Consider the following 16,066-nt stretch of genomic DNA (forward strand, 5'->3'; position numbering starts at 1 on the left):
GCCGGGGCGGCACCCCGTGACCCGTCATCCACCGTCAACAGTCCCCATGTTGGAACGGTTCACGCCCGATTGCGAGCCTTTTCGACGGCGACGCGGGGTCGCGCGGCAATTTGTCCAACAAGGTCAGTGGACCGCCGCGCCGATGGCCGCGCGCAGCCATGCATCCTTGGCCGGAAACACCCGCGCCGCATCGTGATCGGCCAGGATCGTCCGGCGCGCGGCGCGGCGCAGGTCGGCCGCGTCGCCCGGATTGTCCAGCACCCAGGCCATCGCGTCCGCGACATCGTCCGCGTCGTCCATGTCGACGATCAGGCCGTTCTCCATGTCGCGGACCAGTTCGCGCACCGGGGCGGTGTTCGATCCGATCACCAGGCATCCGGTGGCCATCGCCTCGGACAGGGACCAAGAGGTGACGAAGGGCTCGGTGAAATAGACATGCGCGTGCGAGGCCTGCAGCGTGCGGACATATTCATCGCGCGGGCGCATGGCGTTCACGTGGATGCGGCGGTGATCCAGGTCCAGCTGGTCGATCATCCGCAGCCACCAGCTGTCGCCGCGCGCAAGCGGTCGGCCATAGGACACGCTGTCATTGGCCAAGATCACCGTGTCGAAGTCGTCACGCCGCGCCTGCAGGCGGGCGACGCCGCGCAGGAATTGCGGAAAGCCGCGCAACGGCTCCATCCCGCGGGTGGCATAGGTGATCACGGGGCGGTCGGCGGGCAGGCGTAGCCAATCGAAATCGATGCGCGCCTGCGGGTCGGGGCGGTGCAGTTCGCAATCGACCCCATCGGGCATCACGGTGATCTGGCGGCGCAGCACCGGGGGAAAGCGGCTGGCCTGGAACAGCGTCGGGCACCAGCTGGCATCGGCCAGGTCGAATTCGCCGGTGATCGGCAGGTTGCGCATCCGGTCCGAGATCATCACCGCCAGGTCGGCGGGCTTTTCCGCCCGGCGCTTGTCCCAGTTGCGGTCGGTGTAATACCATTCGTGATAGGCGACATAGGTGCAGTCCGGCCAGACCAGCTTGACCCCCAGCCCCACGCCCCAGCCCGCATGGGCCACCACGACGTCCGGGACATAGCCTTCGGAATGGCGCATGCGGAACATCAGCTCGGTCGCGCCGCGGCAGTTCTGCGCGGCATGGTCCAGGATGTGACGCGGATCGCCCGTGGGGATCGTGGTGTCACGCAGCGCGAAGCGGCGGGTGCGGATGCCGTCATGGGCAGGGTCGGCGTCGATGCCGCCATGCATGAAGGTGACGTCCCAGCCCTGGCCCGCCAGCCAGCGGCCTAGGAACTCGAACTGACCGGGGCCGGACAGGTGCAGAAACAGGATGCGCGGCCGCTGCGCCACGGATGCCGCGACCGTCATGACCGGGGAGCCGTCTGCCAGCCCGTGCAGCCCGCCGCCAGCAGCGGCTGCTGATCGGTGCGGTTCACGATGGCCTGCACGCGGGCATGGGCGACGCCCAGGTCCAGCCGCGCCTTTGTCGCGACCAAGAACGTCGCATCGCCGTCCAGGACCGCGTGGACCGCGGGAAACGCCGCCTGCAGCAGGTCGCGGATCGCGGGCAGGGGGCCCGTTCCATGGATCAGCAGGACGCCGCCGTCGCCCGACAGGCGCCGACCGGCGTGGCGGATGCGCGCCAGCGTCTCCGGACCGTGCAGCCAGTCGTCATCCGCCCCCGCAACGATCGCATCCAGCCGCGGCGCATCGGGTGCCGCATCCGACAGCTGCGCTGGCCGGAACGCCGCGCCAAGGTCAAGCGCCTGCATCGCCGCCAGGGGCCAGCCCGCCGCGGGGTGATGCACCGTCAGGCCGGGCACCAGGGCCAGCGCCGCAACGGCCAGCGGCAGATGCGCCGGCCCTGTCACCATTACGTGCCGCAGGGCCGATGTCGCGCAGAGCAGCGCAAGGCAGCGACGCGCCCAACCCTCGACCGGCATGGCCGGGTTCAGCGCGTCGATCAGGCCCAGGGGGGTGCCGTCGTCGTCCAGCACCTGCACCCGGCGGTCGTCCAGCAGGCGCAGCGCCGCCCCATCCGGGCGGTGCAGGCCGTGATTGATCGCCCGCGCGCGGGCCCGGACCGGGGCGTCGGTCGCCCGCAGCCAAGCGCGGTGGAAGGGCGTGACCCAGGAAAACGCGTCGCGGTTGTCCAGCAGCTCGACCGCCTGCTGGACGGCGATGGCCAGCGGACCGTCCAGGTCCAGCGACAGGGGAAGGCCGCCGGGCTGCGTGCCGGCCAGGGTCACGCGCCGCGCGCGCCAGGCATGGCGCTGGACGGGACCGGTCTGGGGCCGCGTCTCGGCGCGGTTCAGGTGCAGGTCGGACAGTGACGACAGGCGGGGGTTCAGCACGTGGATCAGGTCCGCCCCCCGCCGCAGGGCCAGCAGGCGCACCGGCACGCCAAGGGCGGGGGGCACAGATGCATTCGTCGCCGCTGCCCGTCAGCGCATCGCCCAGCAGGCGCATCGCGACACCGGTCAGCGGATCGTCGGCCCGCGCCTCTGCCGGGCGCAGGCCAAGTCTGGGGTCGTCATGGATCAGCTGGGCGGTCATCGTGGGGCCCGCGCGGACATTACAGCCGACTGAAGAAGGCGCCGCCCAGGGGCGTGGCGCCATCCGCGGTCAGCAGCGCGTCCATCCGCGGAACGGCGACGCCAAGATCCAGGGTAACCTGGATGCCCCGGACCCCGCGCGGCGCGGACCAGCCACGCACGGCCAGCATCACCCGCTGCCAGACGGCGGACCCCGTTGCGGTGTCGCGGATGTCGCTGCGAAGATGGGCGGTGTGGATCACCGTGATCCAGCTGGCGGAATGGGTCCGCATCGGTTCGAACGCGAACAGCGCAAAGGCCACCGGCTCGGCCTCCAGCGACACGACGACGGCACCGTGATAACCGCTGTCGTCATGGACCTGTGCCAGCAGGCGCTCCACCTGCGGCTGGTCGAAGGGCAGGTCTGCGAACAGGCTTTCCCGGTGCATCTGGCGGGCCAACGGCACGATCAGGTCGGGCCGGGCCGCGTGCCTACCGACGGTGACATCGGTGCGGCGCAGCAGGGCGGGGGGCAGGTCGGTGTGGAGTGTCATGATCCCAATCGGCCCAGCCTTGCCGTCGCCGACATGCTGGGCCTGTCCAATGACCGCAGGCCGGTCCTTACGAATACAGCGGGCGGTCGTTGCGGGCGTGGCGGGCGGCCAGCGAGCGTCCTTCGCGACCCTTCAGGAACGGTATGGCCGGATCGGTCTCGGTCATCGCGTCGAAATCGGCGAAGATCGCGCGCAGTTCGGACAGCTGGTCCTGGCTGAGAAAAGTCAGCGCCTGGCGCCCGGGGAACAGGCTCTCGGCCTCGATCCCCTCGACCGACAGGATCTGGTGGTCGGCGAACATCAGGTGCAGGTACTGGACGCTGCGGGCGTCGCCGTCCACGTCTATGCCGTTCACGCCGATCAGCTGCTTGACCGCGACCAGCACCTCGGGGGCGCCGAACATCGTCTCGGCGATGGCCGAGCGGATGACGACGCGGTGCTGGGGCGAAAAGCGGATGTCGCGCAGGGGCAGGCCGTTGCCGAAGGCACCGGCGGGCACCAGGATCGGCAGCAGCTTGGGGTTCCCCGCCAGATCGACCGCGTCCAGCCTGCGCGAACCGATCCAGGCCAGGGCCTTGGGGCCGTTGCGGGTGATGACCGTGTCGCCCTGGCGCAGGGTCTCGATCGGAAACCGCGCCGCGGGGGGTGTCGATCAGCGTGCCGGCGGTGAAGCAGACCGCGTTGATCGCCTCGAAATTGGCAAAGCCCGACCGTGATGCCACGGTCGATCCGTCGCGAAGCGTCATCGTCCCATAGGAGACCGTGCCCTGCAGGATGCGCGGATAGGCCAGGATCGACCCGATGTCGCTGTCGCTGTAGACGTTGGTGACCAGGTCGGCCTTGCCGTCGCCGTCGGTGTCCATGGTGACGTTGCCGCTGGACAAGGTCAGGGTCCAGTCCCCGCGCAGGTTCAGCGTGTCCTGACCCTTGCCGCCGTCCAGCTTGGGGCCGCCGCGCATCTTGTCGGCATCCGACAGGCTGTGGTCCGGCTTCATGTCGAACCACAGGACGTCGTCGCCCTTGCCAAGGTCCACGCGCGCGCCGAACGACTGCTCCAGCTTCAGCGTGTCGTCGCCGTCGCCGGTCGAGATCGTCTCGAAGGTGGTGCGCGACAGATGGGCCATGTCGTCGCCGGTGCCCAGGTCGACCTGGCCGAAGGCGACGCGGGCGCCTTGGCCGGACAGGTTTCCGCCCTCCAGCGTGTCGTCGCCGCCCTTCATGCTGATGTCGTACACGCTGCGGTTGTCGCCCGGCTCGGTTTGCCGGCTGAACGCCCAGTCCGACAACGTGACGTTCTGGGTTCCCTCCGAGGAGTTGCCCTGAAGAATGGTCGCGCCATCGCCATCATAGCTGCCAAAGATCGTGGCCATGACAGTCATCCCTCTTGAAAACGATTCTTGTTAACCCTGTTTCAATGGCGTTACGCCCGTACCCCGGCGGTTGTCAACAAAATCCACGCGCCCGCCCCGCGTGGGCGCGTTTTTCACGACCCGCGTCGCACATCGTGCAATTGGTTGATTAACCTATGAACTTTCCGGTTCACATTGCACGTTGTGCAGGGCCGGTCAGGGTTGATCCGACGCGGGGGCCGGAGGCCGGCGTCCGCGTCGAATCTGCAACTTGAGGCTGTAAATTTGTGTGCTGTTAACTGTTTATTTACGGGTCAGCGGAACAGCAGCACGGATCTGCGGGAATCGATCAGCATGCGCGTGGTGACCGATCCGATGATCAACCGGCGGATGCGGCTATGCCCATAGGCCCCCATGACCAGCAGGTCGTGATCCTGCTGTTCGATCCGCGCGATCAGCGCGCTGTCGGCGCTGCCGTCCAGCAGTTCGGCGCGGGCATCGCGGCCGGCGGCGCGCAGGCGCAGGATCGCCTCCTCCAGCTGGACCTGCGCCTCGCGGTTGGCCGGGGCGGCCATCGCCACCTCGATCCGCAGCCCGTCGAAGACCGGGCTGGAGGCCACGTGATCGACCGCCTTCATCGCCGAGGCCCCGCCGTCAAAGGCCAGCATCACGCTGGCGATGGGGCGGGAAGGCGCGGGCGGCGACCAGGACCGGCACCTTGGCCGCGCGGACCACGCGTTCCAGGTTCGATCCGGGATGGTCGGCCGCGAAATCGGCGGCCTCTCCGCGCTTGCCGATCACGATCAGGGCGGGGCCTGCGGCCTTGCCGGTCGCATGGGCGATCAGGTCGCCCTGCTCCAGGCGCGTCTCGACCCGCGCGGCGCCGGCGCCCAGGGTCAGGTTGCGCGCATCCTCCAGCAGGGCGCGGCCCTGCGCGCTCGCCAGGCGCGCGCGCTGTTCGTCAAGGCTTGCCAGCTCGTCCAGCAGGGCGCTGCGCGCGCCAAGGCGGATCGTGCCGGACAGGTCCTGCGACGGGGCGGGGGACCTGCGGCCCAGGACGTGCAGCAGTTCGACCGGCATGCCGCTGCGCGCCGCAAGCCAACCCGCATGTTCGCACACCGAGGCCGCGTAGGCCGAGCCGTCCACCAGGGCGATGATCTTGTCGTTCATGTGCCGTCTCCCCCTCTAATGCGCCGTCAGCTTGTCCAGGGCGCCGGGCTTGTCATGGATGGCAAGCCGGTCGACCAGCGTCTCCGAGGCGGCGTTCATGCCGATCAGCTGCACCTGCGCGCCGTCGCGCCGGAACTTCAGGATCGCCATGTCCAGCGCCTGCACCGAGCTGATGTCCCAGATATGCGCCCCTCTGACGTCGATGGTGACATGATCCAGCGGTTCTGCAAAGTCGAACGCGGCCATGAAATCCTCGACCGAGGCATAGAACATCTGCCCTTCGACGACATAGGTCCGGCTGCGGCCGTCCGCCGACAGGGTCGAGGTCACGCGGAACAGCTGCGCGATCTTGGCGGCGAAGAAGATCCCCGACAGCAGCACGCCCACCAGCACCCCGATGGCCAGGTTGTGGGTCCAGACGACCGTGGCGACGGTTGCCAGCATCACCACCGACGACGAGCGCGGATGGGTGCGCAGGTTGGCCAGCGACGACCAGCTGAAGGTGCCGATGGACACCATGATCATGATCGCGACCAGCGCCGGCATGGGGATGCGGCTGACCAGATCGCCCAGACCCACCACCAGGATCAGCAGCGCCACCCCGGCGGTGAAGGACGACAGCCGCCCCCGCCCGCCGGATTTGACGTTGATCATCGACTGTCCGATCATTGCGCAGCCCGCCATGCCCCCGATGAAGCCGGTGGTGGTGTTGGCCAGGCCCTGGCCGATGCATTCCTGGTTGCGGTTGCTGCGCGTGTCGGTCAGCTCGTCCACCAGGTTCTGGGTCATCAGGCTTTCCAGCAGGCCCACGATGGCGACCGCGATGGAATAGGGCAGGATGATCTGCAGCGTCTCCAGCGTCAGCGGGATGTCGGGGATCAGGAACATCGGCAGCGTGTCGGGCAGCGCGCCCATGTCGCCCACCGTGCGCACGTCCCACCCGAAGGTCATCGCAAGCCCGGTCAGCACGACGATGGTGACCAGCGGTGACGGGATCGCCTTGGTGATGCGCGGGAACAGGTAGATGATCGCCAACGACGCCGCGACCAGCACGTAGGTGAACCAGGTCACGCCGGGTGCGGACAGGTCCAGTTCGGGCAGCTGCGCCATGAAGATCAGGATCGCCAGCGCGTTCACGAACCCGGTCATCACCGATTTCGAGACAAAGCGCATGAAGCGTCCCAGACCGGCCAGGCCGCAGCCGATCTGGATGAGGCCGGCCAGCACGGTGGCCGCCAGCAGGTATTCAAGCCCGTGATCGCGCACCAGCGTGATCATCAGCACCGCCGTCGCCGCCGTCGCGGCCGAGATCATGCCCGGACGCCCGCCGGTGATCGCGGTGATGACCGCGATCGAGAAGCTGGCATACAGCCCCACCTTGGGGTCCACGCCCGCGATGATGGAAAAGGCGATGGCCTCGGGGATCAGCGCCAGGGCCACGACAAGGCCCGAAAGCAGGTCGGGCCTGATGTTGCCCAGCCATTCGTTCTTGTAGGTCGTCAGTGAAAACATGTGTCATCCGTTCCTGACCGGGCCGTCGTGGCCTGCGGTCTGACAGTCAAGTGTCAAGGTTCGAATTGTCCGGCGGATCGGCGGCCGGAAGAGCCACCCGGAATCTCACCGGGTCCATGCACGTGTCGGGCTGATAGCCGCAAAGAGGCTGCTGGCGCAACCCCCTTGCGGCCAGGGGGCCTCAGCCGCGGGTGCGCAGCAGGCCCATGATGTCCTTGGTCCGCTCCAGGATCGGCATGGCGACGGCCGCCGCGCGGTCGGAACCGTCGGCCAGGATCGCGTCGATCTGGGCGGGGTCGGCCATGTATTCGGACATGCGCCGGGTGATGGGCGACAGCGCCTCGACCGCGACCTCGGCCAGGGCGGGCTTGAACGCGCCGAAGCCCTGACCCTCGAACCGGGCCAGGACCTGGTCGGGGGTCTCGTCCGTCAGGGCGGCATAGATGTTGATCAGGTTGCGCGCCTCGGGGCGGTCCTTCAGACCGTCCATCTGGCCGGGCAGGGGGTCGGCATCGGTGCGCGCCTTGCGGATCTTCTGGGCGATGGTGTCGGCATCGTCGGTCAGGTTGATGCGGCTGGCATCCGACGGATCGGATTTCGACATCTTCTTGGAGCCGTCGCGCAGGGACATGACCTTGGTGGCCACGCCTTCGATCAGCGGTTCGGTGATCGGGAAATGCGTGACGCCGTAATCGTGGTTGAACTTGGCCGCGATGTCGCGGGTCAGTTCCAGATGCTGCTTCTGATCCTCTCCGACTGGGACGGCGGTCGCCTGATAGGTCAGGATGTCGGCCGCCATCAGCGCCGGATAGGCCAGAAGGCCCAGGCTGACGTTCTCGGCGTTCTTGCCGGCCTTGTCCTTGAACTGGGTCATCCGGTACATCCAGCCCACGCGCGCGACCGTGTTGAACAGCCACGCCATCTCGGCATGGGCGCTGACCTGGGACTGGTTGAACAGGATCGACTGCGCGGGGTCCACGCCCGACGCCATGAAGGCCGCTGCCGCCTCGCGCGTGCGCGACAGCAGGATCTGGGGGTCCTGCCAGACGGTGATCGCGTGCAGGTCGACGATGCAGTAGATCGTCTGCGCGTCCGGGCCCTGCAGGGCCGCGAACCGCTTAAGCGCGCCAAGGTAGTTGCCAAGCGTCAGCCCGCCCGACGGCTGGATGCCGGAAAAGATGCGCGGGCGGAACTGGGCGTTGATCGGGTCGGACATGAGCGGCCTGCCTTGGAATTTCCTGCCCGCTGGCTTAGCGGTTGACCGGTGCCTTCGCAACCCAAGGAAACCCCATGCGATCAAGCCTGCCTGAATCGCCGCTGAACCCGCTGCCGCCCGTGATCTGGCTGCTGACCCTGCCCGTCATCGCCTCCGAAGCGGTCTTTGCCCTGGGCGGCGCGGGCCTGATCGGCGGGGCCGAGGGCGTGGGCCTGCGCCTGTCCGCGATCCGCATGGCGGCGTTTCCGCCCGAACTGGCGCAGCGGGCCTGGACGTTGGGGGCGTTCGATCTGGAACAGATGTACCGGTTCCTCAGCTTCGTGTTCATCCATGTCAACGCCATGCATGCGCTGTTCGTCGTGGTGTTCACGCTGGCTTTGGGGAACATGGTCGCGCAGAACTTCCGCCCCTGGGCGGTGCTGGCGCTGTATTTCGGGTCGGCCATCGGCGGTGCGCTGGTCTATGCCGCGATCATCCAGGCGGTGGGCGCGCGGTCCGCGCCGCTGATCGGCGGCTATCCGGCGGTCTATGGGCTGGTGGGGGCGTTCACCTTCCTGATCTGGACGCGGCTGGCGGCCGAGAACGCGAACCGGATGCGGGCCTTCACGCTGATCGGCATGCTGCTGCTGTTCCAGCTGGTCTTCGGCCTGATCTTCGGCGGCGCGGGCCTGGGCTGGATCGCCGAGATCGCGGGCTTTGGGTTCGGGTTCGCGCTGTCCTTCGTGCTGGTCGACGGGGGCATGGCCCGCGCGCTGGCGCAGCTGCGCCAGCGTTAACCGCGCCGGACGGCGGCGCGCAGTTCCGACGGGCGATAGCCCACGATGACAAAGGCCAGCGCGAAATAAAGCGCGGCGCCGCCAAAGACCAGGATCGCCAGCCCTGCGCCACGACCCAGACCCGCGGCCTCCAGCCAGCCGCGGGTCGCCCACAGGACGGCGGCCATCAGCGCCGATGCCAGCAGGATCCGCGGGAACGACCGGCGCAGGCGCGCATCGGCGCGCGCCGCCTGACCCATCGACCAGGTGCCCCACCACAGCTGCGCCACCATGATCCAGGCCGCGATGGTCGTGCCAAGCGCCGCCGCCAGGAACCCGAAAATAGGCATCAGGCCAAAGGCCGCGACGGCGTTCACCACCATCGAGATCAGGGCAAAGCGGAACGGGGTCCTGGTATCCTCGCGCGCGAAATACAGCGGCTGCAGGATCTTCTGCAGCACGAAGGCGGGCAGGCCGAAGGCATAGACGATCAGCGCCGCCGCCGTCTGCTGCGTGTCGAAGGCGGTGAAGGCGCCGCGTTCGAACAGCGTGCTGACCATCGGTTCCGCGATCACCGCGATCGCGAAGGCCGAGGGCAGCGTCAGGAACAGTCCGAATTCCGTGGCGCGGGAATAGGCCGACTGGCCGCCCGCGTGATCCTCGGCCCGGATGCGGCGGGCCAGTTCGGGCAGCAGGACGACCGCGACCGCCGCGCCCACCACGCCCAGGGGCAGCTGATACAGCCGGTCGGAATAGGACAGCCAGGCGATCGCGCCCTCGAATCTGGATCCGACCTGGCGGCCGACCAGCAGGTTGATCTGCACGACGCCGCCCGCGAATGCTGCGGGCAGGGCCACCGCGATCAGGCGGCGCATGTCGGGCGTCAGGCGCGGGCGGTGCGGCCAGAACGTGTATCCGGTCCGCCGCGCGTCCCACCAGACCAGCGCCAGCTGCGCCACCCCAGTGACGGGCGTGGCCCAGGCCAGGGTCAGGCCCAGGTCCCATCCCTGCCAGCGCCCAAGCCCCATCGCGACGATGAACAGCAGGTTCAGCAGCACCGGCGCCGCCGCCGCGGCGGTAAATCGCCCGTTTGCGTTCAAGACGCCCGAGATCATCGAGGCCATCGAGATCAGCAGGATGTAGGGAAAGGTGATCCGCCCGTATTCGACCGCCAGGTCGAACCGTTCATCGCCCGCGAACCCCGACGCCATCAGCCAGACCAGCCCCGGCATGAAGATCATCGCCACCGCCGACAGCGCCAGCACCGTCATGAACAGCCCCGAGAACGCCTCGCGCGCGAAACGCTGCGCGTCAGCCGGGTCGTCCAGCTTCTTCGAGAACATCGGGATGAAGGCGGTGTTGAACGCGCCCTCGGCGAAGAAGCGGCGGAACATGTTGGGCAGGGACAGCGCGATCAGGAACGCCTCGGCCACGGCGCCGGTGCCCAGCCAGGCGGCCATCAGAATGTCGCGCACGAAGCCCGACGCGCGCGAGATCAGCGTCCATAGCCCAACGGAGAGGAACCCCCGCACCAATCCGGATTTCATGCCTGTTCAGCCTCGGCCCGTTTCACGCCGTCGGCGATCGCCGTGCGCAGTTTCTTTTCCAGCCCGTCACGTTTCGCGGGGCTGTGCAGCTTCAGGCCGAACATGTCCTTGACGTAGAAGCTGTCGACCACCTGCGCCCCATAGGTCGCAATGACGGCGCTGACAATCTGGATGTGGTTCGCGGCCAGCGTCCGCGTCAGGTCGTACAGCAGGCCAGGGCGGTCGCGGGTGTCGACCTCGATGATGGTATAGATGTCGCTGCCTTCGTTGTCGAAGGTGATGTGGGTCGGGAACTTGAACTCTCGGTTGCGCTTTTTCGGCTTGTCCCGGCTGGCAAAGGCCTCGCGGGCGACGATCTCTCCGGCCAAGGTGCGCAGGATGGTCTGTCGCAGGCGGGGCAGGCGATCCTCGGCAAAGGGATGCCCCTCCGCGTCCTGGACCCAGAAGACCGCCGTCGCATATCCGTCCCGCGTGGTATAGGTGCGCGCGTCGACCACGTTCGCCCCGGTCAGCGTCAGCGCCCCGGCCAGCCGCGAGAAGATGCCCGGATGGTCCGACAGCACGAAGGCCGCGCGGGGTCGCATCCCGGTCGGGATCGGCGCGCAGGTCGATGCGGATCTCGTCCGCGCCCAGGCCAGACAGAAGGTCGGCAAAGACGGCCTGGGTCTGGGTCTGCAGGCCCGACCAATAGGCGTCGTAATGGCGCCCCAGTTCGGCGCGGATGGTGCGGGCGTCCCAGCCCTTGGCGATCAGCAGGTGGCGCAGCGAGCGCTTCGCCTCGGTCTGGCGACGGTCGCGGTTCAGCTCCTCCAGCCCGTTCTCCAGCGCGGCCGCGGTCTCCTGGTGCAGCTGGCGCAGCAATGCGGCCTTCCAGTTGTTCCAGGTGCCGGGCCCCACGCCGCGGATGTCGCAGACGGTCAGCACCAGAAGCATGTCCAGCCGCTTGCGCGTCTTCACCGCCTTGGCGAAATCGCGCAGGGTGCGCGGGTCGCTGATGTCGCGTTTCTGCGCCACGTCCGACATCAGCAGGTGATGGCGCACCAGCCATTCGACCGTGTCGATGTCGTCTTGGGCAAAGCCGAAGCGCGCCGCGATCCGCCGCGCGATGCGCGCCCCCAGGATCGAATGATCCTCCGGGCGGCCCTTGCCGATGTCGTGCAGCAGGGTCGCCAGGTACAGCACCCGACGGTTCACGCCGGCCTGGATGATCTCCGAGGACAGCGGAAGGTCCTCGGGGTGTTCGCCGCGCTCGATCTCGGCCAGGGCGGCGACGCATTGGATGGAATGTTCGTCCACGGTGTAATGGTGATACAGGTTGAACTGCATCATCGCCACGACGGGTTCGAATTCCGGGATGAAAGCGGCCAGCACGCCCAGTTCGTTCATGCGCCGCAGCGCGCGTTCGGGGTTTCCGTGCCGCAGCAGCAGGTCCATGAAGATGCGGATCGCCTCGGGGTCGGACTGCACCTTGTCGTCGATGCGGTCCAGGTTCGCGGCCACCAGGCGCAGCGCCTCGGGGTGGATCAGCACGCCGGTGCGCAGGGCCTCCTCGAACAGGCGCAGGATGTTCAGCGGGTCGGCAAGAAAAGTCGCCTCGGTTTCATAGGACAGGCGACCCTGCTGATCGACGAAACCCGCGCGCATCTTGCGCCGCCGACGAAAGATGCGGCCCAGGAAGGGTGCTGCGCGGACATGGCGGGTCTCCAGTTCCGTCAGGAAGACGCGGGTCAACTCTCCGACACGGGTGGCGTGGCGGAAATAGTCCTGCATGAAGTACTCGACCGCGCGCCGGGCGGTGGTGTCGACATAGCCCATGCGCCGCGCCACCTCGACCTGCATGTCAAAGGACAGCACGTCCGACGGCCGCCCCGCGATCAGGTGCAGGTGACTGCGCACCGCCCACAGGAAATCCTCGGCCTGCCAGAAGGCCAGATGCTCGTCGCGGGTGAAGACGCCCAGATCGACCAGCTCGACCGCCCGGTCGACGCGGTGGATGTATTTCGCGATCCAGTACAGCGTCTGCAGGTCGCGCAGGCCGCCCTTGCCCTCCTTGACGTTGGGTTCCAGGACATAGCGCTGGCCGCCCTGACGGGTGTGGCGCGCGGCGCGTTCCTCCAGCTTGGCCTCGATGAATTCGGGGATGGTCCGCTCGAACAGCTCCGCCCACAGGCGGGTGCGCAGCTCCTCGGCCAGGGGGGCGTGGCCCGTGACCAGGCGGTGTTCCACCAGAGAGGTGCGGATCGTCATGTCCGCCGCACCAAGGCGCAGGCAGTCGTCGACACTGCGGATCGAATGGCCGATCTTCAGCTTCAGGTCCCACAGCATGTACAGCATCGATTCGACGACGCTTTCCGCCCATGGGGTGATCTTCCACGGGGTCAGGAACAGCAGGTCCACGTCGGAGGACGGCGCCATCTCGGCCCGGCCATAACCGCCGACGGCCAGCACGGCCAGGCGCTGCGTCTCGGACGAGGACTGCTGGGGGTGCAGGCGCGTCGTGGCCACGTGGTGGACCGCGGTGACCAGCGCATCCGTCATCATGGCGATGGCACGCACCGTCTCGCGCGCGGCGCGGGGATGGGTGGCAAAGGCGGCCTCGATCGCCTCCATCGTCACGGATCGCGTCAGCGCCAGCATCGCCACGGTCTGCGCGCGGATCTGGCGGGGGTCGGTGGTTCCCGCCAGCTGCCGGTCCAGGCGGGCCAGCAGCTGATCGGTGTCCAGGTCGGGTCGGGCCGCGACGATGGTCATCGGTCGGCGCGTCCGGCCCCGGTCACGACCCCAGCCCGCGCGAATTGCGCGGTGCGGGGTCCAGCACGACCAGCTGGCCGCCGCGGATGGTGGCGACCGCCAGGCCACGCTGAACGGTGCCATCGCGCTGCAGGCGGAAGACGCCGCCCACGCCGTTGAAGCCCGCCCGCTGCGTCAGGCCCGTGGTGGTCAGCGCGTTGCGCTGTCCATTGCGCACCAGCGAGGAGATCGCCGCGACCCCGTCATAGGCCAGCGAGGCCAGCTGATGGGGCGCCTCGCCATAGGCACCGGCATAGCGGGCCTCGAACTGGCGCTGCAGGGTCTGGTCGGGGATCGCGAACCACCCCTCGGCCAGCTGCGGCATGCCGAGGCGCGACGAGGGTTGGTCCCACCGGGTCAGGCCGATCATCTGCGTGCCGGGCGACCGCACGCCCGCCGCCGCCAGCTGTTCGGTCAGATAGGGCAGGACGGCCTGGTTGTTGGCGGTCATGAAGACCGCGTCGATCGACCCCGACGTCGCGGCCTGGGTGATGCGGGGCACCACGCCGTCGACCCCGGTGATCGAGACCGGGTGGTCGACCCGACCCGCCATGCGGGCGCCGTTGCGGGCGATCGCGGCCTCGATCGCGCGGCCTCCCAGCTGGCCCGCCACGTCGTTCTCGGCCACGACCAGCAGGTTGCGCTTGTTCTGCGTCATGCCGTACCCGACCATGCGGTCGGCCACGTTCTCGAAGCTGTTGCCCAGGATGAAGACGTTGCCGCCTGCGACCTGGGTGTTGTTGGAAAATGTCAACACGTTGATGTTGCGCGCCTTCATGGCGTTGCCCACCGCGTTGGCGCCTTCGGCGAACAGCGGGCCCAGCACGATCTGCGCGCCCGCGTCGGCGGCGGCATTGGCCTGGGCCACCGCGCTTTCGGTCGATGCGCCGCTGTCATAGACGCGCAGGTCGATGGTCGCGCCCTGGGCGTCGGCCGCGGCCATGCGGGCCGCGTTCTTCAGGCTGCGGGCCAGCCATTCCAGGTCTTCCGACCCGGTCCCGCCCGGCGCCAGCAGCGCCACGCGCACCGGTTCGGACGGGTCGATCAGGGGGCCCGTCTCGGGGCCGCTGGCCTGCGTGGTTCCGCCGGTCGGCTCGCACGCGGCCAGAAACAGGGCCGATACCACCGTCGCCGCTTTCAAAAGGACATGGCGCAGACCCGCAGGCCGGGTTGTGGCGAAGGCTGACATGTGAAACTTCCCTGCTTTATGTTATGACGCGCGCGGATGGCGGCAGCCTATGTCCTGTCTTTGCGATTGGCAATCAGCGCCGGCCCCGTGCGGGCCGGAACCGGAGGCAGGATGACCGACCGCCGCGACCCCCCGAACCATGGGCCGAACCCTATGCCGAACTCTGGGCAGGACCCCGCCCGCCGCCTGGCCGCGCATGTCGAGGCCGCGCGCCTGGACCCTGGCCTGTACCTGGTCGCGACCCCCATTGGGGCGGCCCGCGACATCACCCTGCGCGCGCTGGACGTGCTGAACAGCGCCGACATGCTGGCGGCCGAGGACACGCGCGTGCTGCGCCATCTTCTGGACATCCACGGCGTGCCGCTGCGCGGGCGGCGCATCCTGTCCTATCACGACCACAACGGCGACCGGGCGCGTCCCGCGCTGCTGGCGGCGCTGTCGGACGGGGCCAGCGTGGCGTACTGTTCCGATGCGGGCACGCCGCTGGTTGCCGATCCCGGCTATCGGCTGGCGCTGGACGCGGCAGAGGCCGGGGCGCGGGTCCATGCGCTGCCTGGGCCGTCCTCGGCGCTGGCAGCGCTGTCGCTGGCGGGGCTGCCAAGCGACCGGTTCCTGTTCCTGGGCTTTCCGCCGCCCACCCAGTCCGCGCGCCAGACCTGGCTGCGCCGCTGGATGGCGGTCGATTCGACGCTGATCCTGTTCGAGAGTCCGCGCCGCGTGTCCCGCACGCTGGAGGATCTGGCCCTGATCGACCCCGCCCGCATCACCGTCGTCGCGCGCGAGCTGACCAAGAAGTTCGAGGAGGTGATCCGCGGCACCGCTGCCGACCTGTCCGCCGATCCGCGCATGGCCACGCTGAAGGGCGAGGTGGCGATGGTCCTTGACCGCCCCTCTGCCGTTGAGATGGACGAAGACCGCGTGCGCGCCGTCCTGACTGCGCATATGCGCACCATGTCCGTCAAGGACGCCGCGCGCGAGGCCGCGCAGGAGCTGGGCCTGCCGCGCCGCAACGTCTATCAGCTGGCGCTTGGGCTGGCGGATCGTGACTGAGCCGGGCGGCAGGCGCGCGGGCCGGGGCCGCACCGCCGACCTGTCCGGCCGCCTGGCCGAGGAGAGCGTCCTGCGCCTCTATCATCAGCGCGGCGCGCAGGTTCTGGCGACGCGCTGGCGCGGGCAGGGGGCCGAGATCGACCTGATCGTGCAGGACGGTCCCGACCTGGTTTTTGTCGAGGTCAAGGCGTCGCGCAGCCATGCTGACGCCGCCCTGCACCTGCTGCCCGCGCAGATGCGCCGGATCACCCAAGCCGCGCTGGAATATTGCGACCGACAGGGCCTGGGCGAGGTTTCCATGCGCTTCGACGTGGCGTTGGTGGATGCCACCGGTCGGGTGGAGCTGATCCCCAATGCCTTCGGCGAGGTCTGAGGCAGGCTTGCATCCGCCCCGGCG

The 16,066-nt window shown here is 68.6% G+C and carries 14 protein-coding genes, 1 pseudogene and 1 other annotated feature; of the genes and pseudogenes, 4 read left to right on the top strand and 11 right to left on the bottom strand.

Annotated features, from left to right (window positions below):
- Positions 1-123: 123 nt before the first annotated feature.
- From F1642_RS01240 to F1642_RS01255, 4 genes are all read right to left on the bottom strand, one after another.
- Entirely contained in the window at positions 124-1,371 is a 1,248-nt protein-coding gene (locus F1642_RS01240; protein ID WP_194885259.1) for a glycosyltransferase family 4 protein, read from the bottom strand.
- Positions 1,368-2,423 carry a hypothetical protein gene (locus tag F1642_RS01245; protein ID WP_194885260.1) on the bottom strand — a complete coding sequence of 352 codons (1,056 nt, stop codon included), beginning with the start codon at positions 2,421-2,423 and terminating at the stop codon, positions 1,368-1,370. Before F1642_RS01245 ends, F1642_RS01240 begins: the two co-directional genes overlap by 4 nt.
- Positions 2,424-2,578: 155 nt before the next feature.
- Positions 2,579-3,091 carry a hypothetical protein gene (locus F1642_RS01250; protein WP_194885261.1) on the bottom strand — a complete coding sequence of 171 codons (513 nt, stop codon included), beginning with the start codon at positions 3,089-3,091 and terminating at the stop codon, positions 2,579-2,581.
- 67 nt (positions 3,092-3,158) lie between these two features.
- On the bottom strand, positions 3,159-3,716 hold the full coding sequence (locus tag F1642_RS01255) for a Hint domain-containing protein (RefSeq protein WP_194885463.1): 558 nt from the start codon (positions 3,714-3,716) through the stop codon (positions 3,159-3,161).
- 395 nt (positions 3,717-4,111) lie between these two features.
- On the opposite strand from F1642_RS01255, the gene F1642_RS01260 reads away from it, so the two are divergent.
- Complete coding sequence (locus tag F1642_RS01260) at positions 4,112-4,414, top strand: hypothetical protein (RefSeq protein WP_194885262.1); 303 nt, start codon at positions 4,112-4,114, stop codon at positions 4,412-4,414.
- 340 nt (positions 4,415-4,754) lie between these two features.
- On the opposite strand, the gene F1642_RS16220 is transcribed toward F1642_RS01260, so the two are convergent.
- The 4 genes from F1642_RS16220 to trpS form a co-directional block, all read right to left on the bottom strand.
- Positions 4,755-5,108: a universal stress protein gene (locus tag F1642_RS16220; RefSeq protein WP_370582738.1), complete on the bottom strand. Its 354-nt coding sequence runs from the start codon at positions 5,106-5,108 to the stop codon at positions 4,755-4,757.
- The gene (locus F1642_RS16225) at positions 5,095-5,610 is read right to left on the bottom strand and encodes a universal stress protein (protein ID WP_370582739.1); all 516 of its coding nucleotides are present in this window, start codon (positions 5,608-5,610) and stop codon (positions 5,095-5,097) included. The genes F1642_RS16220 and F1642_RS16225 overlap by 14 nt, the downstream gene beginning before the upstream one ends.
- Positions 5,611-5,625: 15 nt before the next feature.
- Entirely contained in the window at positions 5,626-7,122 is a 1,497-nt protein-coding gene (locus tag F1642_RS01270) for a SulP family inorganic anion transporter (protein ID WP_194885263.1), read from the bottom strand.
- A gap of 63 nt (positions 7,123-7,185) precedes the next feature.
- Positions 7,186-7,241 (bottom strand) — a sequence feature (sul1 is cis-regulatory element that is thought to sense ions involved in sulfur or methionine metabolism; They are found in Alphaproteobacteria).
- 62 nt (positions 7,242-7,303) lie between these two features.
- Positions 7,304-8,338 carry a tryptophan--tRNA ligase gene (gene trpS / locus F1642_RS01275; protein ID WP_045982226.1) on the bottom strand — a complete coding sequence of 345 codons (1,035 nt, stop codon included), beginning with the start codon at positions 8,336-8,338 and terminating at the stop codon, positions 7,304-7,306.
- A 74-nt stretch (positions 8,339-8,412) separates the two neighbouring features.
- On the opposite strand from trpS, the gene F1642_RS01280 reads away from it, so the two are divergent.
- Positions 8,413-9,114 (top strand): rhomboid family intramembrane serine protease, encoded by a 702-nt coding sequence (locus F1642_RS01280; protein ID WP_046000952.1) that lies wholly within the window; start codon positions 8,413-8,415, stop codon positions 9,112-9,114.
- On the opposite strand, the gene murJ is transcribed toward F1642_RS01280, so the two are convergent.
- The 3 genes and pseudogenes from murJ to F1642_RS01295 form a co-directional block, all read right to left on the bottom strand.
- Entirely contained in the window at positions 9,111-10,640 is a 1,530-nt protein-coding gene (gene murJ, locus F1642_RS01285; protein WP_194885264.1) for a murein biosynthesis integral membrane protein MurJ, read from the bottom strand. The genes F1642_RS01280 and murJ overlap by 4 nt on opposite strands.
- Positions 10,637-13,391 (bottom strand): annotated as a pseudogene (locus tag F1642_RS01290) ([protein-PII] uridylyltransferase). Before F1642_RS01290 ends, murJ begins: the two are co-directional and overlap by 4 nt.
- Positions 13,392-13,413: 22 nt before the next feature.
- On the bottom strand, positions 13,414-14,619 hold the full coding sequence (locus tag F1642_RS01295; RefSeq protein ID WP_194885265.1) for a penicillin-binding protein activator: 1,206 nt from the start codon (positions 14,617-14,619) through the stop codon (positions 13,414-13,416).
- 111 nt (positions 14,620-14,730) lie between these two features.
- On the opposite strand from F1642_RS01295, the gene rsmI reads away from it, so the two are divergent.
- Together rsmI and F1642_RS01305 are read left to right on the top strand one after the other, a co-directional pair.
- Positions 14,731-15,669: a 16S rRNA (cytidine(1402)-2'-O)-methyltransferase gene (rsmI, locus tag F1642_RS01300; protein ID WP_255522032.1), complete on the top strand. Its 939-nt coding sequence runs from the start codon at positions 14,731-14,733 to the stop codon at positions 15,667-15,669.
- Positions 15,662-16,042, top strand: a complete 381-nt coding sequence (locus F1642_RS01305; RefSeq protein WP_157001422.1) for a YraN family protein — start codon at positions 15,662-15,664, stop codon at positions 16,040-16,042. Before rsmI ends, F1642_RS01305 begins: the two co-directional genes overlap by 8 nt.
- The last annotated feature ends 24 nt before the right edge of the window (positions 16,043-16,066 follow it).

It is taken from the genome of Paracoccus sp. NBH48 (assembly GCF_015390265.1).
GTDB lineage: Bacteria > Pseudomonadota > Alphaproteobacteria > Rhodobacterales > Rhodobacteraceae > Paracoccus > Paracoccus marcusii.